The 23,261-nt window shown below is 61.1% G+C and carries 15 protein-coding genes; 7 read left to right on the top strand and 8 right to left on the bottom strand.

The window, feature by feature from the left end:
• Window positions 1-144 precede the first annotated feature (144 nt).
• The gene (locus BT204_RS17120; RefSeq protein ID WP_072447592.1) at window positions 145-4,725 is read right to left on the bottom strand and encodes a hypothetical protein; all 4,581 of its coding nucleotides are present in this window, start codon (window positions 4,723-4,725) and stop codon (window positions 145-147) included.
• 183 nt (window positions 4,726-4,908) lie between these two features.
• Here BT204_RS17120 and BT204_RS17115 point away from each other — a divergent pair, with 183 nt between their 5' ends.
• The gene (locus BT204_RS17115) at window positions 4,909-8,007 is read left to right on the top strand and encodes a transglycosylase domain-containing protein (protein ID WP_072447590.1); all 3,099 of its coding nucleotides are present in this window, start codon (window positions 4,909-4,911) and stop codon (window positions 8,005-8,007) included.
• Between the two features lie 776 nt (window positions 8,008-8,783).
• Here BT204_RS17115 and BT204_RS17105 read toward each other — a convergent pair.
• The 5 genes from BT204_RS17105 to BT204_RS17085 form a co-directional block, all read right to left on the bottom strand.
• The gene (locus BT204_RS17105; protein ID WP_034127990.1) at window positions 8,784-9,266 is read right to left on the bottom strand and encodes a CS1 type fimbrial major subunit; all 483 of its coding nucleotides are present in this window, start codon (window positions 9,264-9,266) and stop codon (window positions 8,784-8,786) included.
• A gap of 5 nt (window positions 9,267-9,271) precedes the next feature.
• Entirely contained in the window at window positions 9,272-10,030 is a 759-nt protein-coding gene (locus BT204_RS17100; protein ID WP_072447588.1) for a pilus assembly protein, read from the bottom strand.
• 66 nt (window positions 10,031-10,096) lie between these two features.
• Window positions 10,097-11,344 (bottom strand): hypothetical protein, encoded by a 1,248-nt coding sequence (locus tag BT204_RS17095; RefSeq protein WP_054922508.1) that lies wholly within the window; start codon window positions 11,342-11,344, stop codon window positions 10,097-10,099.
• 21 nt (window positions 11,345-11,365) lie between these two features.
• Window positions 11,366-13,888 carry a CS1-pili formation C-terminal domain-containing protein gene (locus tag BT204_RS17090; protein ID WP_072447689.1) on the bottom strand — a complete coding sequence of 841 codons (2,523 nt, stop codon included), beginning with the start codon at window positions 13,886-13,888 and terminating at the stop codon, window positions 11,366-11,368.
• A 112-nt stretch (window positions 13,889-14,000) separates the two neighbouring features.
• On the bottom strand, window positions 14,001-14,501 hold the full coding sequence (locus BT204_RS17085; RefSeq protein WP_054897684.1) for a CS1 type fimbrial major subunit: 501 nt from the start codon (window positions 14,499-14,501) through the stop codon (window positions 14,001-14,003).
• Window positions 14,502-14,963: 462 nt separating this feature from the next.
• Here BT204_RS17085 and BT204_RS17080 point away from each other — a divergent pair, with 462 nt between their 5' ends.
• Both BT204_RS17080 and BT204_RS17075 read left to right on the top strand, forming a co-directional pair.
• The gene (locus BT204_RS17080) at window positions 14,964-15,473 is read left to right on the top strand and encodes a PadR family transcriptional regulator (protein WP_034127994.1); all 510 of its coding nucleotides are present in this window, start codon (window positions 14,964-14,966) and stop codon (window positions 15,471-15,473) included.
• Window positions 15,470-16,237: a siderophore-interacting protein gene (locus tag BT204_RS17075; protein ID WP_072447586.1), complete on the top strand. Its 768-nt coding sequence runs from the start codon at window positions 15,470-15,472 to the stop codon at window positions 16,235-16,237. The genes BT204_RS17080 and BT204_RS17075 overlap by 4 nt, the downstream gene beginning before the upstream one ends.
• 47 nt (window positions 16,238-16,284) lie before the next feature.
• Here the strand turns inward: BT204_RS17075 and BT204_RS17070 are convergent, their stop codons facing one another.
• Both BT204_RS17070 and BT204_RS17065 read right to left on the bottom strand, forming a co-directional pair.
• On the bottom strand, window positions 16,285-16,911 hold the full coding sequence (locus BT204_RS17070; protein WP_054897682.1) for a Pr6Pr family membrane protein: 627 nt from the start codon (window positions 16,909-16,911) through the stop codon (window positions 16,285-16,287).
• Between the two features lie 4 nt (window positions 16,912-16,915).
• A complete protein-coding gene (locus tag BT204_RS17065; protein ID WP_003188882.1) occupies window positions 16,916-17,149 on the bottom strand; it encodes a VF530 family protein in 234 nt (77 codons plus the stop codon).
• A 169-nt stretch (window positions 17,150-17,318) separates the two neighbouring features.
• On the opposite strand from BT204_RS17065, the gene BT204_RS17060 reads away from it, so the two are divergent.
• The 4 genes from BT204_RS17060 (at window position 17,319) to BT204_RS17045 (ending at window position 23,239) form a co-directional block, all read left to right on the top strand.
• Window positions 17,319-19,337: a TonB-dependent receptor gene (locus tag BT204_RS17060; RefSeq protein ID WP_072447584.1), complete on the top strand. Its 2,019-nt coding sequence runs from the start codon at window positions 17,319-17,321 to the stop codon at window positions 19,335-19,337.
• 30 nt (window positions 19,338-19,367) lie between these two features.
• Window positions 19,368-19,583, top strand: coding sequence for a hypothetical protein (locus BT204_RS27900; RefSeq protein WP_034127998.1), 216 nt, complete (start codon window positions 19,368-19,370; stop codon window positions 19,581-19,583).
• A 224-nt stretch (window positions 19,584-19,807) separates the two neighbouring features.
• Window positions 19,808-22,225 (top strand): glucose/quinate/shikimate family membrane-bound PQQ-dependent dehydrogenase, encoded by a 2,418-nt coding sequence (locus BT204_RS17050; RefSeq protein ID WP_034127999.1) that lies wholly within the window; start codon window positions 19,808-19,810, stop codon window positions 22,223-22,225.
• 168 nt (window positions 22,226-22,393) lie between these two features.
• Window positions 22,394-23,239, top strand: coding sequence for a 2OG-Fe(II) oxygenase (locus BT204_RS17045; protein WP_072447582.1), 846 nt, complete (start codon window positions 22,394-22,396; stop codon window positions 23,237-23,239).
• Window positions 23,240-23,261: the final 22 nt, after the last annotated feature.

Here is a 23,261-nt window from a genome sequence, read left to right as displayed (position 1 = left end):
CACCAAGCGTCTAGATCGGCCTTCCCGGCGCAAAACGGCGCAGAGTATTGCATAACCGGTCAGGATCGGGACACCTGGGGGCAAGCACATGATGGCGCGGTTCTGCACCCCGAGGCCGTTCAAATGTGGGAGCCGGCGTGCCGTTCAGTCCACACTGAAAAACAAACGTCTGGCCAGCAGCCGGGAAATGCTCGCACGGTCGATGTCCAGGGTTTGCTGCACGCGCCCGGTCTGGCCGCTGCGCATGCGGGCGAACGCCTGGGCTTCAGCTTCGGCCTGGGCCTGGCGCCCCAAGCGCTGCTGCTCGGGGCTTTTGATGTGGGCGGCGGTGTAGTGATCGTCCGGGCCCAGGCGGGTTCCATAGTGAAAGTGCGCGTAACACAGCGGCTGCGCCGTTTGCGCATCCTGCACAACATAGACTTGCAGAAAATCCACGGTTTTACCCTTGAGGCGTACGCGGGCACCTTGTCGCTGGATGCGCACCTCATTGAGCGCGTGCAGGAAATCGACATCTTCGGCCCGCGTCAGCTTGAGTTTGCTGGCCCGGACACGCGCCTCGACACCCGCCGCCTCCAGGCGCGTCGCCGCGGCCCGCAAGTCGCTGGCCCGCACCCTGGCGTTGGCCTGCTGGGTGGCGGCCAGCCGTGAGACGTCCAGGCTGCGTAATTTTCTGTCGATATCCGCCGCCACCATACGCCGACTGTTGGCTTGCGCCACCAACAGGGCTTGCAGGGATTCGGGCTCACACCTGTCCGACATGCCTTGCACCTTCGCAATCGCGTTGTCGACGCCTGCCAACAGCCGCAGGCCCTTGTTCACCAGCGCACCCAGTTGCGGATTGGCCGTACGGGGTTTGGCCGGCGGTTCCACCGCTTCCCATACGCCGTCGTCGGCCTCGGTGAAGGTGGCGATCACACTGCCCTTGTCGTCCACCAGCTCTGCGGTGCCGGTCGGGCCTTTGACCCGGGCCACATACACATCGCGGTTGCGCGTGCGGATGATCTTTTTTTGCCGCGAGCCTGCTGCCTCTGCCTTGACCGACACCACGCCGGGGGCGGTGTCCAGCAGGTCAGCCAGTTGCTCCTCAACCTGACGGTGCAGGCCAGACAGCAACGTCTGGAGTTTTTGCAGATTGGCCAAGTCAAAGGTGTCCGGCGCCATGGCGCGCCAGAACTGAATGTGGTCGTCGGTGAGCGCATAGATGCGCCCCAGGCTTTTGAGCACTTCTACACGTTCTTCCCGCGCGATGGAAAGATGCTCCAGGTCCGCCAGGGAGCGGCTGGCCCAGCGGGCACGATTGATCACCTGGTTCAAGCTGTCAAAAAACTCCGCCTCCAGCGGTGGGCCTTCGATATCAATGGTGATGCCCCACAGTGTGGTCACTTGCAACGCTTGCAAATCCAGGACCGAAGGCCGTGCAGCCAAGTCATTTTGCAGCTCGCGGGCCTTGTTGCGCCCAAGCCGCGGCACTGCCCTGAGTTGGTCAATATAGGTTTTTTCCAGCGTGCGCCAGCGAATCGCCGCCTCCTCGGCTGCCACTTGCTCACGCATGTTGCGGTCCAGGTCAGCATGGGCCTGGCGATTAAGATCGGAGCCGGCTTCGTCCTCACTCTCATCTTGCAGGACATCGAGCAGAGGGCGGATGCGCGCATTGATCTGCAGCATCTGCTCACGCGTGTCGGCATCCAGTAATTGCAGGCCCAGAATCAGTGATTCCAGCACTTCACAAAGTTCTTCTTCATACCGAGGCCGTGGCTTGATCGCACGCAAACGCATCAGCAATTGCAGCTCTTGTTGCGAGGACGTCACCTTATTCTGCATTTCCTTGCGGTAGCGTTCCTCAAGTTGCGCCAACTGTGCCTCGGTAACCTTGCCCTTTGATTCGCGCGCCAGCTTACGCGCCACGATCATGGCTGCACCGGCCCTGTCACGTGCGCGCCCAGCATCACGATATTGCTGTTCAAGGCTTGGCTCGGACACTTCAAGTGCCTGCAGTTCGGCTTCGAGCGCGGAATCGGCATTGCCCCCTGGCAAGTGCAATCGCGCATCAAAATCCCAATACCCGTCACCCAAGGATTTCAACCAGGGACCTTTCTCGCGGCCATCGGCGCTGACGACCCGCACCGCATTGGCCTCGTCCAACACCCGATACACGTGCCCGCGTACCAAGGCATGCCATTGCGGTGGTGAAAAGGAAGTGTCATAGACCAAACCCTGGCGCGGGCCGCTTTGCTCGGCGTTGCTCCATTCTCCGGAGAAAACCCTGAGGCTCAGGCGGCGTGCCCGAGCATTCTGCGCGGTGGTCAGGTCTTTACGCGCATTACTCCAACGGATCGGGGTGTGGAACATTGCAGGCACGGGGACACGAACGGGCACCGACGCGGCGGGCTCGGCGCGTGCCAACGGCGCAAAGACGGGGTGCTCCAGTTGCAGCGCCTGATGGGGGGCGTGGGGCGTGGCCTGGTGCGCAAGAATTGCCATCAGGTTGCTCAGTACATCCGTAACGGCTTTGTTCCTGGCCTGTTCATCGTCGCTGGCCAGGTCCTGAATATCCTGCTGCAGGCTGTCGACCAATTGCACCAGCCATCCGCCCAATTGCAACGGCCCGCTGGTCAACGGCAGGACACTGGCAAACAACAGCCAACCTACCTCTTTCATATGGGCCCAGCGTTGTTCGGCGTTCGATACCGATTGCCGGTCAGCCAGGGCAACCAGAGCCTTTGCCGTGCCGTTGAACACCAGGGTGCAGGGGCCTTGCGTGCCCAACTGCTTGTGCAGTTGCGCCGCCGGCGGTTTGTCATACACGCCGAACTCATCGCCAGGCAAAAAGCGACGGATATGCGGTTCATTGAAGCCGCCGTTGGCGTAGACCGCCTGGCGTGCCGGAGCGATCCAGGTCAACACGCTGTCCTGTAATGGGCCTGGCGCCTTGATGGCCTCGAACAACGCTTGGATCGACGCGTACTCCTGCAACATCGGTTCGAGCAATGGCCGGTACAGCAGATGCACGCCCGCCTGCCCGGCCCTTGGGCCAATGATGAAGTGCGCGGTCACCTCATCGGCGTCAGCAGCCGCCGAAGCCTTGAACGCCAGCGGCCACAGCGCCATTGCCTGGCCCTGTACCGTACGATCGGCCAGGCGCGATTGCAGCGCAGCCTGCACGCGCCTGAAGCCATCCAGCGTCAGGCCGTGCTCGTCCTTGATCTTCAGTTCCAACGCCAGCATCGGCAACTGCACGCGTAATTGGCGCTTGAACAACTGCAAGCGCCGAGCGTTTTCGGTTGGATCATCCAACAGCTTTCTTTTCAACAAAGCCGGGTAAGCCTGGCCGACGTCAGCCGTTTGCACACACCCGCTGAGCAGGTCGTAAGTCAACCAACCGGGCGCCGGGGCGTCGTTCAACGTGATGCTGGTGACGGTGTGAGGGAACCCGGCCAGGTTTTCCAGCGCCAGTTCGGTCAGGCTTACGGTGATCAGGTCGACTTCGCCCGCTATGAAACCTCCCGGCACCGGCACTGCGGCGGCAATCACCCGTTTAAAGGTCAGCTGAACATCGGCAGGCAGCACTTTGCGCGCCGCTGGTTGAGCGTGCAGGCAAGTTTTGAGCGCGTCATCGGCAAACTGACGGATCGAGTCGATACCGTCGAGATACTGTTTTCCGCCATTTTGCTCGCGGGCCACCACCAGCGCCTGGAGCAGGCGCGCATAGGCGATGCTGTCTTGCTCGTCGGCGTGAGCCAGCCACAGCGGCATGGCGCTGCGCAGCGCTTGCTGACGCGCGCCCAGGCTGGCGACGAACCAGCGTCGCGGATCGGTGATGTAGTCGAGCAACGCCTGATGCTGCCCCGGTGCAAGTGCCAGGTTGCGGTCGATCCGGTCGATGTCGCGCAGTTGACGTGCCAGGTAGCTCGCGGCCAGGGCGTCGAACGGATCGCTGTCAACGTCCTCGGCAAACCATTGCTCTACGCGCGCGCCCTCAGCAAAAGCCGGCAACCATGCAGCGATTTCGTCCTCGTCGCGCAGCGGGTGCAGGCCACTGGCCGGGCTGAACAGCAAGCGCTGTTGCCCGTGAATAAGGACCAGCACCGGCAGCATCTCGACGGGCGGCCCCGCCAGGTAAACCGCCTGCACCCGCAATGCGTCGCCGTGGGCGCTCCACTCGTTATCCGGGCGAATCGGATGCAGCAGGGTTTTGGGGAACAGTGTGGCGAATTGCTCCTCGCTGTATCCCGGCGGCTTGGGTGAGTCATATAGCAGTGTCAGCAGGTCATCCGACAGGTAGCCCCAGCGCGTCATGTTCACCGGCAGCTCTTCAGACCACCAGGCTTGCAGGCGTTTCACATAGGTCCTCCACAGCAGCGCGCCGCAACGGTTGATCAGCCGTTCCAGTTCAACCAGGCTCGGGCCACCTTCCACAAACACCTCGCGCACCCGTTGGGCGACCACGTGATAGTCCGCCACCAGCAACACCGGGCCGGCGAGGGCCAGGCGTTGCAGCAGCCACTCGGACAAGGCCTGGTAAACGAGGCTACCGTCAGTGTCGGCGGGCGCAGCGATATAAATCAGACCGGCCTGCCATTTGTGTTCAGCAAAATGCTGGTCAAGGTAGGCCTGGGCGCTTTCTTGCGCTACCGCCAGCAATGACGGCGGCTCGCGAAACAACGTTTCGATTTGCTCGCTCGTGATGAGGTGCTGTGAGTCGGCTGGAGGGGTGGAAGCGGTCATGTTGATACTCTGAGGGCAGTTAAAATCAAACGCTAACCGCCGCCGAGCGACCCGCTGGCCTAGACAATTAACGCCTGCCATGACGCGCTGTGTGCTGTTCCGTCGACAAACTTCATGGGCAAGGCAATTCGCGTCTACGCTTCAGACAAGTCCGATCAATCTGTAGGAATGGATCAGTCGACTATGGGCGCACTGTGGCAAACCGACTCGCACCAGGCTGAAGCCGACAGCCCGTCACCCGCCCCATTGCCGAAAAAATTCAGACCGCCCCGGCCATGGCGCCGGCTGTTCTGGCTGATCCTCCTGCTGGTGCTGCTCGCCCTGGGTTTTGCCGCGTTGCGCGAGATGCACGGCGCTCGCTGGCAAGCTCGCACCTTCAGCCAATGGGCCGCGCAGTTGACCTACCGCGTCGAACCCGGATCCAGCGATGCGATCCTGTACCCCGGCGCCGGGCCCTTCGATCAGCGCCTGGGCTACAGCGCCCTGGGCGACTTCCTGCCGCGCCTGCTCAAGCGTAATTACGTGATCGAGTCCCAGGCACGCTTCTCCGCGGCGCTGATGAACTACAGCCGTCACGGCCTGTTTATTCCCTACGCAGAAAAAATCCAGGCCGGGCTGAGCATCACCGATTGCCGCGCCGCGCCGCTGTATCAATTCAATTACCCGACGCAGTTGTATGAGCAGTTCAGCGACGTGCCACCGTTGATGGTGCGCAGCCTGCTGTTTATCGAAAACCGCGAGTTGCTCGACCCGCAGCCGGCCCAGGCCAACCCGGCGGTGGACTGGCCGCGCTTTGCCAAGGCCGCGTGGTCACAGGTTGCGCGCCAGTTGCACCTGCCGGGGCAAACGGCGGGCGGCAGCACCCTTGCCACGCAGTTGGAAAAGTACCGCCATTCGCCGGACGGCCTGACCCTGTCGGGCAGCGAAAAACTGCGCCAGATGCTCTCGGCCAGTGTGCGCGCCTATCAGCACGGCCCCGACACCCTCCTCGCTCGGCAGAACGTGGTGCGCGACTACCTCAACAGCGTGCCGCTTTCGGCAGTGCCCGGCCACGGCGAAGTGCACGGCATGGCCGAAGGCCTGCGGGTGTGGTATGGCGCCGACTTCAACCAGGTCAACCGGGCCCTGGCCGACACCACGAACACCGAGCCCAGCCTGGCGGCCCGTGGCCTGGCGTTGCGCCAAGTGCTGTCGCTGATGATCGCCCAGCGCCGCCCGTCCCACTACCTGACCAAGGGCCGCGATGAGCTGGCGCAGTTGACCGACAGTCACCTGCGACTGCTGGCGCAACAGGGCGTGATCGAGCCGGGATTATTGAAGGCAGCGCTGGCCAGCCAGGTCACCTACCGCGACTGGCAGCAACAACCGACCACCCAGAAGATCGAGGCCAACAAAGGCATCAGCGTGGCCCGCAGCCGCCTGGCCGCGCTGCTCGATCGCCCGCTGTACGACCTCGACCGCCTGGACCTGTCCGCCACCAGCACCTTGCAAGGCCGACTGCAGGAGCAGATCACCGCGTACCTCAAGCAACTGGCCGACCCGGTCTATGCCAAAGAGATCGGGCTGCTGGGCGAGCGCTTGCTCACCCCCGCCAGCACGCCGCAGGTGCGCTACAGCTTTACCTTGTTCGAGCGCACCGCCGACAGCGCGCGCGTGCGGGTGCAAACCGACAACACCGACCAGCCGTTCGACATCAACGAGGGCAGCAAGCTTGAATTGGGTTCTACCGCCAAGTTGCGCGTGCTGACCACCTACCTGCAAATCATCGCCGAGCTACATGAGCGCTACGGCGCATTGACGCCAGCAGCGTTGAAAAAAGTCGAGGTCGCCGAGCAGGACCGCCTCAGCCGTTGGGCCGTGGACTACCTGCTGCAAAATCCCGGTAAATCCTTGGCAGACATGCTCGAAGCGGCCTTGGACCGCACCTATTCGGCCAGCCCCGGCGAAAGCTTTTTCACCGGTGGCGGCCTGCACCGCTTCCATAACTTTCGCAACCAGGACAACGGCCGCAACCCGAGCCTGCGCGATGCCCTGCGCGAGTCGATCAACCTGCCGTTCATCCGCCTGATGCGCGACCTGGTGCGCTACGTCACCTACAGCAGCGCCAACAACAGCGCGCAGTTGCTCAAGGACGACAGCGAGCCACGCCGCCAGGAATACCTGGCGCAATTCGCCGACCGCGAAGGCACCGCTTTTTTGCTCAAGTTCTGGAAGAAGTACCAGAAAAAAGACACCCAGGCGCGCCTGGAAACCTTCCTCGACAGTCTGCATCCCACGCCGATCCGCCTGGCGGCCGTGCACCGATACCTGCTGCCCGACGCCAGCCGCGAGAGTTTCAACAGCTTCCTGCGTGCGCGCCTGGCGGGAACCAAAGGCCAGCAGACGCTGAACGACAAACGCCTCGACACGCTGTACGACAGCTACGGCCCAGGCGCCTATGACTTGCCTGACCAGGGCTATATCGCCAAGGTGCACCCGCTGGACCTGTGGCTGATGGGCTACCTGCTCAACCATCCGGACGCGACGTTCAGCGAGATCGTCAAAGCCAGTCAGTTCGAACGCCAGGAGGTTTACAGCTGGTTATTCAAAAGCCGCCATCAGAGCGCCCGCGACGGGCGTATCCGCACCATGCTGGAGATCGAAGCGTTTCTGGATATTCATCAGCGCTGGAAAGCGGTGGGTTATCCGTTTGACCATCTGGTGCCATCGTTGGCGACCGCCATCGGCAGCTCCGGCGACCGCCCGGCAGCGCTGGCCGAGTTGATGGGCATCATCCTCAATGACGGCGTACGCATTCCGGTGCTGCGCATTGACAGCCTGCACTTTGCTGCCGGCACGCCCTATGACACCCGCCTGATCAATGCCCCCGACCGCGCCCGCCGAGTGATGCCTTCCGAGGTGGCGACGGCCCTGCGCGGCGCGCTCTCCCAGGTGGTCGATGCCGGCACCGCCAAACGCGTCGCCGGCAGTTTCAAACACGCCGACGGCACACCGTTGGCCATGGGCGGCAAGACCGGCACTGGCGATAACCGTATCGAAGCCATCGGTGCCGGCGGGCGCATTCTCAGCTCCAAAGCGATCAACCGCACCGCCACCTTTGTGTTTTATATCGGCGAGCGCCACTTCGGCACGCTCACCGCCTTCGTGCCCGGCAGTTCGGCGCAGGGTTTCACCTTCACCTCGGCGCTGCCGGTGCAGGTGCTCAAAGGCATGGCGCCCCTATTGATGCCATACCTGCAAGGCGACGAGCAGAACGCCTGCGTGAGCAGCACCGGTAAATAAGCGTGCAGCGCAAACTGCGATGCAATGGTTATGTATTGGCCTTTCATGGGCATGGGTATCTACACAACTTTTGTAGCCACTGCCGACGCTAACCACGATGCGAAGCGAGCCGCTCTTGCTCTTGCTCTTGCTCTGCTTTTGATCTTGATCTTAGGCGCCCCGTCAAACCACGCTGGCCGGAATTCGACAGGGATTTGGGGGGTAAACCGGCAGGGATGCCGGTTTAGCCGCCCCGCGCCATGGATGGCGCGTGGCGGCGGCCCCCCAAATCCCTGGCGGATTACGGGCACACCGAGCCTAAGCGAGGTGCCGAGTGGTGGGGCAAGAGCGTTTTGCTTACTTTTGCGCTTTTCAAAAGTGAGCCGCTGTAAAAGCGGAACCCTAAGTGGCCGTTACCGCAGAAATGGATATGTACACGGATAACAGCTTCAGCTGTCAGGCCGCCTTCGCGAGCAAGCCCCCTCCCACAGGTCCGGCGTCGCACCAAAAAGTTGTGTAGATACCCATGCTTTCATGGACGTGATTAGGATAGGTCATCAGACTTACAGACTACCCAACCCTGTTATTCGAGCCCCCCTACCCGCACGCAGCTGGACCAGCACCGGCTCACATCGGACGACGAGGCCGGTATTCATCTGGCCTATCGCAGTACGCTGGTAGCCCGGTTGAGAAGGTTGGAAGCGTTACCTTGAGCAGCAGAACCCCACCGCCAAATGAAACAACGGCAACACCTTCGACCTGAAGTACCAGCAGCTCGATGAAATGGGCCCGAGCGGTCAAGGCGCCAGAAAATCAAACATCAGGTGCACCGTGCCGTAGTAGGACCCGCCCTGGTATCCACCCTGCGGCTCGATCGGAGCAATCTCCAGCTCGACGCGCCGGCCCATGCCCGCCTCGTCAGCGCTGAGTATCTGGGTCGAGTCCAGGGTCAGGGGCACCCGGTTGAACAGCACGCGCAAATCAATACGGTCGCGGCCGCTCAACAGATAGGGCACGTCCCCCAGCCGCGCGGCTACGCCGCCATTGAGGTTTTTCACGTCGAAGTTCTTGCGCAGGCGCCCGAGCCTGGAGGTCGCCAGGTCCCATGCCAGCAGTTGGTCCTGCGCCATCCAGTCGGGTTCGGAGGGCAGCACATAGGCTTCGTGGATCGGAATAGTGACCGACACATCAAAACTCTGGCGTTCCTGAAACGCCTGTACCGGCGCGCCGATGAATAACGTTGCGACCAGCCCCGCCCATACCGTCAGTTGCTTGAACATTGTCATCACCCGTTGCTGTTGACCGTCATCGGTGTTTTGTCGCGGCCTTCGATCATCTGGAAGCGGTATTCACGCCCGGGCTTCTTCTCGAGCTGCCATTGGCGTCCCGGCAGGATGTGGTGCTTGGTGGTGGCTTCGCAGTCGGTTTTTTTCGCCGCTGAACAGTCCCGGAACTCATCGAGCACCACCACGCTGTTGCCGGCGTTGCGCAGGGTGTACTGGTCGGCGGTCTCGACGACCTTCGTATCGAAGCGGGTGTCCTTGGGCCGCACGAAAAACACCGTGCCGTAACCGGCCATGACGTTGACGCCGGCGGCGAGATCTTTTTTGTACTCGTCGCGCTCGGCGTCGGTCACGGCGAAGTCGTCTTCCTTCTCCGGCACCACCGGGATGAAGCGCACCCGGAAGTAACGCTCCTTGTCGCGCTCGCCCATGTACAGCAAGCGCGTCCCCTGGCGCCCGCCCGCCGGAACGATCAACCGCGCCGGGCTGGCCATCAGGCCGTCGCGGCTGGTGGCGGCGCCCTTGTCATCCGTCAGGGAGGCCACCGGGATTTCCCTGGACGTGCCGTCGGCGTTATAGACAATTTCCAGCACATTGACCTTGATAAAGGCGGTGCTGGTGCCGCCGTTGAACACCCGCTTGAGATAAGAACTGCGGTCGCCCTCCAGGTAGTCATACACCACGCCGACATTGATCGCCGGCCCGGCCTGCGCCGCCAATGACATCAGCAACAGCCCAGCCCCTAACACTGCTTGTTTCATGTTTGATTACGCCTTATTGATTGAACGCGGCCCACCACAGGGAGCCGATATGCGAGCCGGGCTCGCCTAGACTTCCGAATCCCAGATCACCGTGGCCACGCCGGAATAGGTGCTGCCGGGTTTCTTGAGCATGTCGGCCACGTCATCCTTGCCCACCTCGAAATGCAACTTGCCCTCGCGGTTGTTCACGTACTGCAACGGCTGGAACAGTTCGGTGCCGACGCCGTCGAGGCGCAGGGGCAGTTTGTTCACGCCCTGGTCGTGCTGATCACGCAAGCCATAGGGCAGGCTCACGGCGACTTGAAGCGGCACTTCGTCACCGTCGTTGTTACGCAGGCCACAGGTGTTGCCGATCACCAGCCCGCACTCCAGGGTCATCTTGAAACGTGAGCTGGCGGAGATTGCGAAGGTCTGGTCACGCCATAGCCGCGAGGGGCGCCGCCCCTGGTTGAGCCAGGCTTGCCAGCCGCCTTCGGGTAACAGCTCGATGCGATTACCGCCCGCCGGCAGGTCAATCTTGAGCACGTGCTCCACCGACAAGATGAAGTTGAAGGTCAGGGTGTTTTCGTCGGGGATCATGGTGGTGCCGAAATCCATATCGCCGCCCGGGCCCATGGTGTAAGTGATGGAACCCTCATAAGTACCAGCGTCCATACCCAGAGGGTTTGGTGTCTTGAGTTCGTAGCCATACTCAAGCGTGCTGTAGCTCATCCGCCCGATTTCCATACCATTTGTAACGCTGCAGGCTCCGGCGTTCTCTGGAACGATCCAGAAAAAAAGCGCATACGCTTGTCCCGCCGCCATGTAATTGATCGGCAAGCACGGTGCCGGCGCCCCTCGCCAATAAGCGTTCCAGCCTACGCCTGGCGTGGCCCAGCCGGACACACCCGGTGGATAAGAGACATTCCACCGTCCCCCAATACCGGCAATGCGCATCTGTACCGTCTCTGCACGACCGGTGACGGTGTGAGTCACTTGCAGATCGCGAAATGCCGAGGGCACCTTGAAATAGGCGCTCTGGCGCGGATCCTCCGGAAACGCCGGTATCGGCCCATTGGAATAGGCCCGGAACGAACTGTTACGGATACTGAAGGTATTGACCGCCTCGCACCTGGCTGGAACGTGCCAGGGACACAAGCCACTTTGCGGCGTGGTATTGACGAATTTATTGCTCGTTGGGTTGGCCGGATCGGGGCGGAACACCGCCGTGATCTGCTCGACGATAGCCAGTGCCGGCAAGCTGTAGGTAGCGCCCAAAACCAGCGCGAATGCACAGAGCCCCAAGCGTTTTTTCATTGCGGTAATCAAGGTCATGAACTCCCGTTTCAACCGCCGTCAACCGGCGGTTTCGCCCTTGTGGTTAGCTTCGGCCAGCGTGTCCGGCGTGCAGCGCAGATCACCGATCATCAGCACGTCGTTTTCATCCGGCGCAGTGCTCGGGTCCAGGCGGAACTGGCAGAGCAACTGGTTCTGGTAGCGCACCTGCAGGGTCGGCGCGCTGGCGCTCATCTCCATAGAGAAGAACCCGTCCACTTCACTGACCCCACGGCTGGCGTGATTGATTAAGTGATGGCCTTTAAGCGGCGCGCCGCGCTCATCCAGCAGGCGGCCGAGTACGGTGACGGTTTTCATCACGGTGATCTTGCGGTAGTCCACGCCGCCCTTGTTCAGGTGGTAACTGGAGCGTGCGGGCTGGATGTTCGCCGCCGGCGGGTGGTTGCCTTCGAAGTCGAAGCTCACGCTGCTGCTCTTGTAGGCCGAGACCGGCACGTAGTTGCGCCCCGGACGCAGTACCGCGCTGCCGCCGCCCAGGTCGTCGGCGCGCAGGGCGATCTCGTCGAGGTCGGTTTCCACATCGATGATCATCCCAGCGCCGTTGCCCTGGTACTGGCTGCTGAGCAGCATTTTCCCGGCGCCCGCGACGAAGGTGCTGTTGAGGTTCAAGCCACCACTGAAATCGCCATTGAAGGAGCTGCGCTGCACGAAGCCGTCGCCGCTGACCACGTCGGTGCTGAAGTTGGCCATGCCTGACAGGCCGACGCCGTAGGTATCAGTGATCGCCGTGGCCGAGACACTTTGCAGCACATGGTCGGTGAGGTTCTGCCGATACGTGATCGACGCATTGTTATCGCGGCCGCCATCACGTGCGGTACGGGTGCCGATGCTGCCGGAAATCTGCCGGCCATCGCTGCCCAGGTTCACGCTCAGGCTCACATCCACGCCACGGTTGCGCTGGTCATTGGTGCCGGCGCTGCCGGGGCGGTCGAACACCGAGAAACGCCAGTTGGCATCACTGCCGAAAAAGCTGTCGTGACGGCTCCAGCCCAGGTCCAGCCCCGCACCTTCGACGTTGCCTTGGCTGTGGGACACTCGCATGTTCAAAGTGTTTTTCGCATCAAGGCGATGGTTGACCGACAACGCCGAATTGCTGGCCTGGCCGACAAAGGTGTTGCGCCGCAGGCGCGTGCCGTCGGGCAGGGTTTCGTAGGTGTCGCGGGTGTCGAGCCAGCTGCGGTTGTGACTGAACACCAGGTTGGTCGCGCCGAAGCTGTAGAGCCCTTGCAGGTCAAGGCCCGTGCCATGTTCACGGGTTTGATAAACATTGGCATAGAGGCTGGTGTTGTCGGCAACGGTCCAGTCCACCGAGCTGCCATATTGCAGTTGCTCGCGCACCTGGCGGGCCGACAGGCCAAGAATCACCCGTGGGTGCAGCAGGTAATTGAGCGACGCGCCGGCCGTCACCGCACCCGAGGCTTGCTCGTCCCAGTTGCTGAACAGCTTGGTTTCGCGCCCGGCGAACAGGTTGTAGCGCCAGCGGTCTTCGGCGTTGCGCCAGTTACCGGGCTTGTACACCAGCTCCTGCGTAGTGCTGGTGGTGAGGCCGTCTTCCACCAGGCGTACTTCCACTTCATAGATACCGCCGGGCAGTGGCCGGGTGTCCAGGGTTTGCAGGCCGGCGGCCACGGCCTGGGTGTTGATCAACAAGCCGTTGCGATAAATCTCTACCGCTGCCTGACGGTTGGCGGTGACGTAGATCGGGTACACGCTGGGCTTGGGGTTGTTGATCGCCAGGCTGTCGGAACTGCCGTACATGATGCCCAAGGCGGTGTCGGGGCTGGCGCCGAAGCTGCGCAGTTGACGGGTCAGGCCATCGGAATTGGGGGTGAAGTGGCCGAGGCGAAAAAATCGCCCTTCCAGTTCACGCTGGGTATACAGCTCATGAATCGCGTGGCGCATGGGTTGGTCATTACCGCTCTGGCGCGCCAGTTGCAGGTTGAACACCTGGCTCCAGTTGCCCACGCTGGAACTGGCTTGCAAACCATAACGGCCGCCGAGGCTGTCTTGCTGACCGCCATTGAGGTTGAGCTGGTTGTTGATGATCAACCCCAGGCTGCCGCCGTCGGGCTGGTCGTAAAAGCGCGGGGCTTCGCTACTCAGTTCAACGTCCTGCGTGAGGATCGACAACTGCGAGCTTTCCAGATTGTAGTAAGCAGAGATCATCTTTTGCGGGCAAGACTGGGTACAGGCGCCCAACGCCACGCCTTTTTCCAGCAGACCTTGCCAAGTGTCGCGGGTCGCAGCCGGCACCTTGCTGTCGCCGGTGTCGGTGAATTCGAGCAGGGTAACGCGGTCATCCCGGGACAGCACGATCAGCGCTTCGCCAAGCAGTTGGTGGTCCAGGTCTACGCGCACCGCCAGGGGTACATCGAAAAAGTGATCGGCAAAGCCTGCGGGCAAGCCTTGGGCCTGAGTGATCAGGCTGCCGGGCGTGGCTGCACCGGAAGCAGCAGGTGCCGCCAGCGCACTCGTACATATCAGCAGCGCAAGCGCAGCCGCGATAGGCGTCATCGGGAACATGAACGGATACTCTGAATGCCAGGAGACCAGAATCGAAAACCAGGCCGGCGAACGGAGGAGGCATTCGCCGACCTGAAAAGTCATGCCCGCGCCAAGCGGGCATTAAGTGGCATCAAGGCGCTACTGGCAGTACCGCGTCGAAGACCACTGGCATCACGGAGGTGTACGAACCGCGCTGAGTCGCCGAAGGCTTGGCTGCGACGATGCGCATCTCCGCACCTACGCCTGGGGTGGAGTCGGCTTCGTTGACCACTTCCTGTGGGGTGCCGGTCAGGGTCACGCCATTGAGGGTGGTGGTGAGCGGGATGTTCTGGCTTGGGTCACCGTTGAACAGCACGGCCGGGCCGCCTTCGATGTAGGCGTGAACCGAACCATTGGTGTTCTTGATGTCGTAGATGGCGCTCAACGGCGCCAGCTCACCGCTGACCAGGTTGTAGGTCATGGTTTCATCGCGACCCCAGTTCGGGTCACGCGGCTGGGCGTGGAACACGGTAGTCGGGATGGTGGCCTTCATGTTGACGGTGTGGCTGGCTTCACCGGCAGCAAAAGCTGTTACCGAGGAGGACAGCGCCATAACAGCCAGGGGAACAGCAATCGCAAACTTCTTGAACATGGTCAATACCTGTAGTTATCAACATTGAGTGATTCGTCGCCAAGTAACCGCCTTAACAACGAACGCGCCGCCGTTAGTTGCAACGCCAAACAATGATCAACTCAAAACAACAGTAGGTATGCAGGCAACCTCTCACGCCTGCGTAGCCCTATTAATCAGGGATTGAGAGAAAAACATGGCACTTTGCCAAAACTTTTAAATTAGCTGTAAGAACAAGACTACAACACAAAAAACAGGGCCAACCAAAAGAACTTTCGCTCAGAAAAATACCACAAACAAGCTGCCGGACATAAACTTAACTGAGTTTAAACTCTAATTAAAGTTATAACTCTAAAATTAATTGTATTCCACGTATTCCAAGGTCCTCTGCCGGAAAAGGCGTCGATGACCGTTGGTCGCCAAGCCCTATCGTCACATTAAGATATATCTTAAGTTATATCTAAATCTGTCTGGAGAGCCTGCATGAGAAACGAACCTCGCGGTGAATTCGAAAAACGTGGCGGTCGCGGTCCTCGCGTCTTCGCACCGGGTGATCTGAAATTACTGCTGCTGGCGCTGATCGCCGAACAGCCATGCCACGGCTACGACCTGATCCGCCGCATCGAAAGCCTGTTCGACGGCGCCTACAGCCCCAGCCCCGGCGTGATCTACCCGACCTTGACCTTCCTCGAAGAGAGCGAGCTGATCAGCGGCAATGCCGAAGGCGGGAAAAAGCACTACACAATCACCGACGCCGGTCGTCTCTTTCTAAGTGAACAGGCCGTTGCTCTGGACGGCGTGCGCATGCGCATCGACGTCAGCAAGCGCTCGCTGCGCGGCCACGACCGCCCACCTGAAATCCACGAAGCGGTGCATAACCTGCGCCATGCCTTGCATTCACACAACGGGCACTGGAGCCCGCAGGAAATCGTTCGTGTTGCGGCGCTGCTCAACCGCACCGCTCAAGCCATTGCCGACGGGACAGACCAATGAACACACAAGCCATTCACCGCGTAACCCATGAAATAAAACGCCGCCGCCTGGAAGTGCTGCGGGTGGTGGACATCACCCCGCGCATGCGCCGCATCACACTGGGCGGGCCTGAGCTGGCGGGCTTTGTCAGCCTGGGCAGCGACGATCACATCAAGCTGCTGTTCCCACAGAACGCCGCCGAGCAAGCGGCGCTGGAAAGCCCGACGTTCGCCATCAAGGGCGACGGCCCGCAACCGGCCATGCGCGACTACACGCCACGACGCTACGACCTGAAAATCGGCGAGCTGGATATCGACTTCGTGCTACATGGCGATGGCCCTGCGTCTACCTGGGCCGAGCAGGCGCAGGTCGGTCAGCACCTGTATATCGGCGGGCCACGAGGCTCGATGATCGTGCCGGACATTTTCGACAGCTACCTGCTGATCGGCGACGAAACCGCCCTGCCCGCCATCGGTCGACGCCTGGAAGAACTGCCGGCCGGGCGCAAGGTGCTGGCGGTGATTGAAATCGCCGATGCGGCGGAGCAACAAGCGCTGCAAAGCGCGGCGGACGTCGAGATTATTTGGGTGATGCGCGGCCAGGATGACCTGCTCGACGTGGTGCGCAACCTGACGCTGCCCAGCGGCACGCTGTACAGCTTTGTCGCCACCGAAACCAAGTTGTCACGCCAGGTACGGCGGGTGCTGCTGGATACGCACAAGGTCAATGAGGAATACCTCAAGGCCGTGGGTTACTGGCGTGCTGAGGGCAGCGAAGAAGAATGAATAAGGTGGGAGCTGGCTTGCCTGCTCCCACCTTAATGGTGCTCACTTTAAATCGAGGGTGATTTGAGGCGCTTGTCCAGGCCAACGATCACCAGCCCAATGACGATAAACCCTGCCAAAATCCCTCCGGCATTCACAAACACTTGTGGATAACCGAGGCTGTCCACATCCATGAACGGGTACTGATACTGCCCGAGCATATGCCCCCGCAGCAGCACATAACCGAAGTACACCAATGGGTAGATCACCCAGCCGGCAATGTGTTTGAGCCGCAACGTACCCTTGGGCACGCACCGCCACCAATACACCACAAACAACAACGGCATGACGTCGTGCAGCAATTCATCGGCGATAAATTGAAAGCCTTGCGGGCTCCACAGATGCCGCAGCAGCAGGTTGTAGGCCAGGCTCACCACCACGATGCTCGCGGCAATCGCGCTACTGATGCGAGGCGCGAGGAAGAACCGCTTGGCGGCTGAGTCGCGCTTGACCAGTGAGTAGCTGAGCACCACGACCACCAGGGTATTGGTCAGAACGGTGAAGAAGCTGAAGAAACTGATCAGGCCGCCCAGCAAGCTCGCGCCACTGGCCCAGCGCGAATAGAGAATCAGGTATTGCTGGATAGCCAACCCCACCCAACCGGCCAAGGCTGCCGTCGCGACAAAGCGCTTCATGCTTTCAATCCAGGGGGCGCTTGGTACGCATCAGCTTGACGTACAAACCTTCGACCTTTTCCCGCGCCCACGGGGTTTTGCGCAGGAAAGTCAGGCTCGACTTGATGCTCGGGTCACTCTTGAAGCAGCGGATATCAATGCGCTCGGCCAAGCCGCTCCACTCGTAATGCTCCACCAAGGTGGTGAGCACGTGTTGCAGGGTCACACCGTGGAGCGGGTCGTTGCTTGTCGCGGTCATGCCGGGCCTTTTGCAAAAAGAGGAACACAGCCGCGCACCTTAGCCGACGGGGCGAGCAGGTGGAAGCATCGCATTGAATATAGCCCGCCAGGAAAAGTTCCCCTTTTTCACAGAAAAGAGATGTTATATTGTAACTTAAATTATCAGTCATTTTGCCCAGGAATATCCGATGTCGCTGCCTTCTCTCTGGCGCTTGTCGCCCCTCGCCGCCGCCCTGTTGATTGGCTCCCAGGCCCATGCTCTGGAACTGCCACCCCAAGTAGTCACCGGCAACCCGCTGGGCAGCACACAACTCGCCTCGCCCACCACCGTGCTGGAAGGCGATGACCTGACCCTGCAACAAAAAGGCAGCCTCGGTGAAACCCTGAACAAGCAGCCGGGCGTGTCGTCTTCGTACTTTGGCCCGGGGGCCAGCCGCCCAATCATTCGCGGCCAGGATGGCGACCGCATTCGCATCCTGCGTAACGGCGTGGGGGCGCTGGATGCCTCGTCGCTGTCCTACGACCACGCGGTGCCACTGGACCCGATCAACGTTGACCGCATCGAAATCGTGCGGGGCCCGGCAGCCCTGCTGTACGGCGGCAGCGCCATCGGTGGGGTGGTCAACACCTTCGACAATCGCATCCCCACCGAAGCCATCGAAGGCATCCATGGCGCTGGCGAGTTGCGCTACGGCGGCGCCGACACCACCCGCAGCAGCGCCGGCAAGCTGGAAGCCGGCAACGGCACCTTCGCTTTGCATCTGGATGCCAATGGGCGCGAGTTCAATGACTTGAAAATCCCAGGCTATGCCCGCAGCCGGCATGCACCGGAGAGCGAGAACGGCCCCGGCAAAAACGGGCGCCTGGGCAACAGCAATGGGCGCCAGGACGGCGGTGCGGTGGGCGGTTCCTACACCTGGGACGATGGTTATGCCGGGCTGTCCTACAGTAATTACGACAGTAACTACGGCTCACCCGCCGAGCAGGATGTGCGCATCCGCATGAAACAGGACCACTACGCCTTTGCCTCCGAGATCCGCAACCTGCAAGGGCCGTTTACCTCGGTGAAAATCGACGCCGGGTACACCGACTACGAACACCGCGAAATCGAAGGCGGTGAAACCGGCACCACCTTCAAGAACAAAGGCTATGAAGCGCGGGTGGAAGCTCGTCACCAGCCGATTGGCCCATTCGATGGCGTGGTCGGCGCCCAAGTGACCCGCAACGAGTTCTCGGCCCTGGGCGAAGAAGCCTTCGTGCCGCAGACCGACACCAACGCCGGCGCGCTGTTTATCCTCGAAGAAATGCAAGCCACCGAACGCCTGAAACTCAGCCTCGGCGCACGCCTGGAACACACCAGCGTCGACCCGAACGCCAAAGGCAACGAGCGTTTTGCCAATGCCGACAAGAGCAGTGACTTCACCGCCGGTAGCCTGTCGTCAGGTGCGGTGTACACCCTCACGCCGATCTGGTCCCTGGCTGCCACCCTCGGCTACACCGAACGCGCGCCGACCTTTTACGAGCTGTACGCCAACGGCGCCCACGTTGCCACCGGTACCTACGAGTTGGGCGATGCCAACCTGAAGAAAGAAAAGGCCGTGTCCAGCGACCTGGCCCTGCGCTTTGACAACGGCACCCACAAGGGCAGCTTCGGCGTGTTCTATAGCCACTTCTCCAATTACATCGGCTTGTTGGGCACGGGTCGTACCCTGAACGATGAAGGCGAAGAGGACGCGGGAGGTATTCCCGAGTACGAATATTCTGGTGTGCGCGCACGTTTCGCCGGCTTCGAAGCCCAGGATCACTGGAAGCTCGGCGAAGGCGCCTACGGTAAGTTTGCGCTGGAACTGTCGGGCGACTACACCCGCGCCACCAACCTGGACACCGGCGAAGCCTTGCCGCGCATTGCGCCATTGCGTTTGAACAGCGGCTTGCTGTGGGAACTGGATCGCTGGCAAGCGCGTATCGACGTGGAACATGCCGCAGGCCAAGGGCGTGTGCCGGATAACGAAAGCGGCACCGATGGCTACACCACCCTCGGCGCCAGCGCGGGGTATCGCTTCAATGTGGGCGGCAGCCAGTGGCTGGCGTTCGTCAATGGCGAGAACCTGACCAACCAGACCGTGCGCTATGCCAGCTCGATCCTGCGCGACATCGCACCGGCGCCGGGGCGCAGTGCGCAGTTCGGCATCCGCACCACTTTCTAACCATCACCTCACCCCCCTGTAGGAGCGAGCTTGCTCGCGAAAAACGCCAACGATAACGCGCGCTTCCTGAATAAACGCGGCGCCTGTGAGTTTTTCGCGAGCAAGCTCGCTCCTACAGAGATAGAGCCTGCCATCAGGCTATTTTTGCAGCGACTATCTGTCACTGTTACCAAAACTGAAATGATGCATCTTGCGATTCACCCTTTCTCAAAACGCCCCGCCGCATTATCCTTCGCAACAATCTGAAACGCTTCACCTCCCGGTCGACTCCCTTTGCCGAATTTCTTCCTGCACAAAGACAGCGCTGTCTTGAATCGACCTGCGCCAGGGGATTGATTGCCCGCCTGTGGATAACCCGGTTATCCACAGAAAAAACCAAAAATAACGATGAACCAAGCCCGAGCCGAATCGTCATCTACAGTGAGTGAAGCACGGGGTTACATAATTCCAACGTAACGGAGAAACACACTATGAGCACTGATGGTGCCTCAAGCCCAAGCCGCCTGTTGCCCAGGCTGCTGGGGGTCTTGCTGCTGATCATGGGGCTGGCCTTGCTGGCCGGTGGCGTCAAGCTGAGTATGCTCGGCGGGTCGCTGTACTACCTGCTGGCCGGTATCGGCATTGCCGTGACCGGCGTATTGCTGCTGGCCACTCGCCGCGCCGCGCTGGGCCTGTATGCACTGGTGTTGTTTGCCAGCACCGTGTGGGCCCTGTGGGAAGTGGGCCTGGACTGGTGGCAACTGGTGCCGCGTCTGGCCCTGCTGTTCGCCCTCGGCATCGTCATGCTGCTGCCGTGGTTTCGTCGGCCATTGCTGCGTGGCCAAGCCGCACCGCTGGGCACTGGCGCGCTGAGCGTTGCCGTGGTGCTGGCGGGCGCGACCGCCCTGGCCAGCCAATTCACCAACCCAGGTGAAATGGTCAAGACCGGCCAACTGGACCGCGACGCGGTGCCGGGTATGGCCAGCGCTGCGCCAACCCAGGCCGATGGCGACTGGAACTCCTATGGCCGCTCGGCCTTCGGTGACCGTTACTCGCCACTGGCACAGATCACCCCGGAGAATGCCCATAAGCTGGTGCCGGCGTGGACTTATCGCACTGGCGACATCCCTGGCCCAGGCGATCCCGGTGAAACCACCGCCGAAAATACCCCGCTGAAAGTCAATGGCATGCTCTACGTGTGCACACCGCACAGCCAAGTGATTGCCCTGGACCCGGATACCGGCAAGGAAATCTGGCGTTTCGACCCGAAAATCACCACCCAGGGTGCTGAGAGCTTCAAAGGTTGGGCGCACATGACCTGCCGTGGCGTGTCGTACCACGATGACGCCGCCTACGCTTCCGAGCAGAGCCCGACTGGCACTGCCAGCCCGGCCGCCGCTCCGAATGCCTGCCCGAAACGCATCTTCGTGCCGACCGCCGACACCCGTCTGATCGCCCTGAACGCCGACACCGGCAAGATGTGCGAAGACTTCGGTGACAAAGGCCAGGTCGACCTGCGTGCCAACATCGGTAGCTTCGCCCCAGGCGGTTACTACTCCACGTCGCCACCGGCCGTGACCAAGAACCTGGTCGTGATCGGCGGTCACGTGACCGACAACGTTTCCATCGACGAGCCAAGCGGCGTGATCCGCGCGTTCGACGTGCACACCGGCAAGCTGGTGTGGAACTGGGACAGCGGCAACCCGGACGACACCACCCCGTTGGCCGAGGGCAAGACCTACACCCGCAACTCGCCGAACATGTGGTCCATGTTCGCCGTGGATGAAAAACTCGGCATGCTCTACCTGCCGATGGGCAACCAGATGCCCGACCAGTACGGCGGCGACCGTACCGATGAGTCCGAGAAGTACGCCGCGGGCCTGACCGCCCTGGACATCGACACCGGCCACGTGAAGTGGACCTTCCAGTTCACCCACCACGACCTGTGGGACATGGACGTGGGCGGCCAGCCTTCGCTGATCGACATCAAGACCGCTGCGGGCGTGAAGCAAGCGGTGATGGCGTCGACCAAGCAAGGCAGCATCTACGTGCTGGACCGCGCCACTGGCCAGCCAGTGGTGCCCGTCAATGAAATCCCGGTGCCACAGGGCGCAGTGGCGGGCGACCGCACCTCCCCTACCCAACCCAAGTCCGACCTGAACTTCATGCCGCCGCCGTTGAAAGAACGCGACATGTGGGGCGTGACACCGTTCGATCAGATGCTGTGCCGGATCGATTTCAAATCCATGCGCTACGACGGCCCGTTCACCCCGCCGTCCCTGCAAGGTTCGATCGTGTACCCAGGCAACTTCGGCGTGTTCGACTGGGGCGGTATCTCGGTTGACCCGGTGCGCCAGATCGCCTTCGTGAACCCAAGCTACATGGCGTTCAAATCGAAGCTGATCCCGGCTGCCGACATTGCCAAGCAAGGCCCACGCGTCAGCGAAACCGAAGGCGTGCAGCCGAACAAAGGCGCCCCGTATGGTGTGATCCTTGAAGCACTGCTGTCGCCGATGGGCCTGCCGTGCCAGGCACCGGCCTGGGGCTACGTGGCGGCGGTCGACCTGACCACCCACCAGACCATCTGGATGCACAAGAACGGCACCGTGCGTGACAGCTCGCCGGTTCCAATCCCACTGACCATGGGCGTGCCTAGCCTGGGCGGTACGTTCACCACCGCCGGTGGCGTCGCGTTCCTCAGCGGCACCCTGGACCAGTACCTGCGTGCCTATGACGTGAAAAACGGCAAGCAACTGTGGGAAGGCCGCCTGCCTGCAGGCGCGCAAACCACCCCGATGACCTACACCGGCAAGGACGGCAAGCAATACGTGCTGGTCATGGCGGGCGGTCACGGTTCCCTGGGGACCAAGCAGGGTGACTATGTGATGGCGTTCAAACTGCCAGATTAAGCAACGCTGGCGGTACAAAAAAGCGGCGGCCCGGATGGGCAGCCGCTTTTTTTTGCCTGCTGAAAATGCCCCCGTGGTTTCCCCTCAACCCTTTAAAACTAATTTAGTGCGCACACCCTGCGTAATACAAAAGGCGTACGGATAAAACTTTAAAGGGAGCTTCACTGCATGACGGACCATGTCGCTACAAAACCGTTTCTTTCCACCCCCACAAAAATCCTGGAACTTGAACACCTCAATACTGCCAGTTTGAAAAAACTCATCAGTGGCCAAGTGCTTGCCATTCGGGTACCTGAATTTGCCAACGCAACCACCAGCGCACGGTTGATTCAGGCCATCGACGATACCGCCACGCTGGAACACTACGGCCATGAAACCTACGAAGCGGGCCGCGTCGTTCAGCACTTCTATGGTGTGCATCGCTGGGGCACCCCGTTCAACTCCACGTACGGCAAGGCCGCCGGCGGTGACGCCCAACAGAAATATTATGCAGACGCGGCCCGTATGCGCGGCCTTATCGACAGCCTCTGTGCGCCGCAAAAACCGCCCATTCAACAACTGATGGAACAGTTCCAGGCGCTCTGGCCGCAAGGTGCAACAGCCGCTGCGTTCCAGGGCCAAGCGATGTTTTGCGGGATCATCCGCGTCATGTTCCCGGAGACGGCGCACCTCTCGGAAACGGTGCCCCATGTGGATTGCCTGCCCCGCACAATTGCTGAACTGCAGCATCAATTCAGCGCCAATATCTACCTGCAAACACCGCCTTCGGGGGGCGAGCTGATCATCTGGGACACCCAAGCCTTTAGCTATGACGAGGTCAAGCGCTTCGAGGGTGCCCAACTGCCCGAACAGTGTTTACAAAAACCGCTGCGCATCCGCCCACGCAAGAACGAACTGGTGCTCATCAATACCCGCCGCCCCCACGCCATCTGCGGGTTCGATTCGGGAAAACGCGTCAGCATGCAGTCGTTTATCGGCTATACCCCCGGCGAACCGTTTTACTTCTGGTGCTAATACTTTTATTGCTCGTGCACAT

The organism is Pseudomonas sp. NFPP02, from assembly GCF_900119355.1.
GTDB lineage: Bacteria > Pseudomonadota > Gammaproteobacteria > Pseudomonadales > Pseudomonadaceae > Aquipseudomonas > Aquipseudomonas paracarnis.
The sequence above is the reverse complement of the archived record's forward strand: the minus strand, read 5'-3'. Positions and strand labels throughout refer to the sequence as shown.

Bases quoted from the DNA above. Each gene is read 5' to 3' on its own strand.
- BT204_RS17120 (WP_072447592.1), bottom strand. From the start codon at position 4,725: ATGACCGCTTCCACCCCTCCAGCCGACTCACAGCACCTCATCACGAGC.
- BT204_RS17115 (WP_072447590.1), top strand. From the start codon at position 4,909: ATGGGCGCACTGTGGCAAACCGACTCGCACCAGGCTGAAGCCGACAGC.
- BT204_RS17105 (WP_034127990.1), bottom strand. From the start codon at position 9,266: ATGTTCAAGCAACTGACGGTATGGGCGGGGCTGGTCGCAACGTTATTC.
- BT204_RS17100 (WP_072447588.1), bottom strand. From the start codon at position 10,030: ATGAAACAAGCAGTGTTAGGGGCTGGGCTGTTGCTGATGTCATTGGCG.
- BT204_RS17095 (WP_054922508.1), bottom strand. From the start codon at position 11,344: ATGACCTTGATTACCGCAATGAAAAAACGCTTGGGGCTCTGTGCATTC.
- BT204_RS17090 (WP_072447689.1), bottom strand. From the start codon at position 13,888: ATGTTCCCGATGACGCCTATCGCGGCTGCGCTTGCGCTGCTGATATGT.
- BT204_RS17085 (WP_054897684.1), bottom strand. From the start codon at position 14,501: ATGTTCAAGAAGTTTGCGATTGCTGTTCCCCTGGCTGTTATGGCGCTG.
- BT204_RS17080 (WP_034127994.1), top strand. From the start codon at position 14,964: ATGAGAAACGAACCTCGCGGTGAATTCGAAAAACGTGGCGGTCGCGGT.
- BT204_RS17075 (WP_072447586.1), top strand. From the start codon at position 15,470: ATGAACACACAAGCCATTCACCGCGTAACCCATGAAATAAAACGCCGC.
- BT204_RS17070 (WP_054897682.1), bottom strand. From the start codon at position 16,911: ATGAAGCGCTTTGTCGCGACGGCAGCCTTGGCCGGTTGGGTGGGGTTG.
- BT204_RS17065 (WP_003188882.1), bottom strand. From the start codon at position 17,149: ATGACCGCGACAAGCAACGACCCGCTCCACGGTGTGACCCTGCAACAC.
- BT204_RS17060 (WP_072447584.1), top strand. From the start codon at position 17,319: ATGTCGCTGCCTTCTCTCTGGCGCTTGTCGCCCCTCGCCGCCGCCCTG.
- BT204_RS17050 (WP_034127999.1), top strand. From the start codon at position 19,808: ATGAGCACTGATGGTGCCTCAAGCCCAAGCCGCCTGTTGCCCAGGCTG.
- BT204_RS17045 (WP_072447582.1), top strand. From the start codon at position 22,394: ATGACGGACCATGTCGCTACAAAACCGTTTCTTTCCACCCCCACAAAA.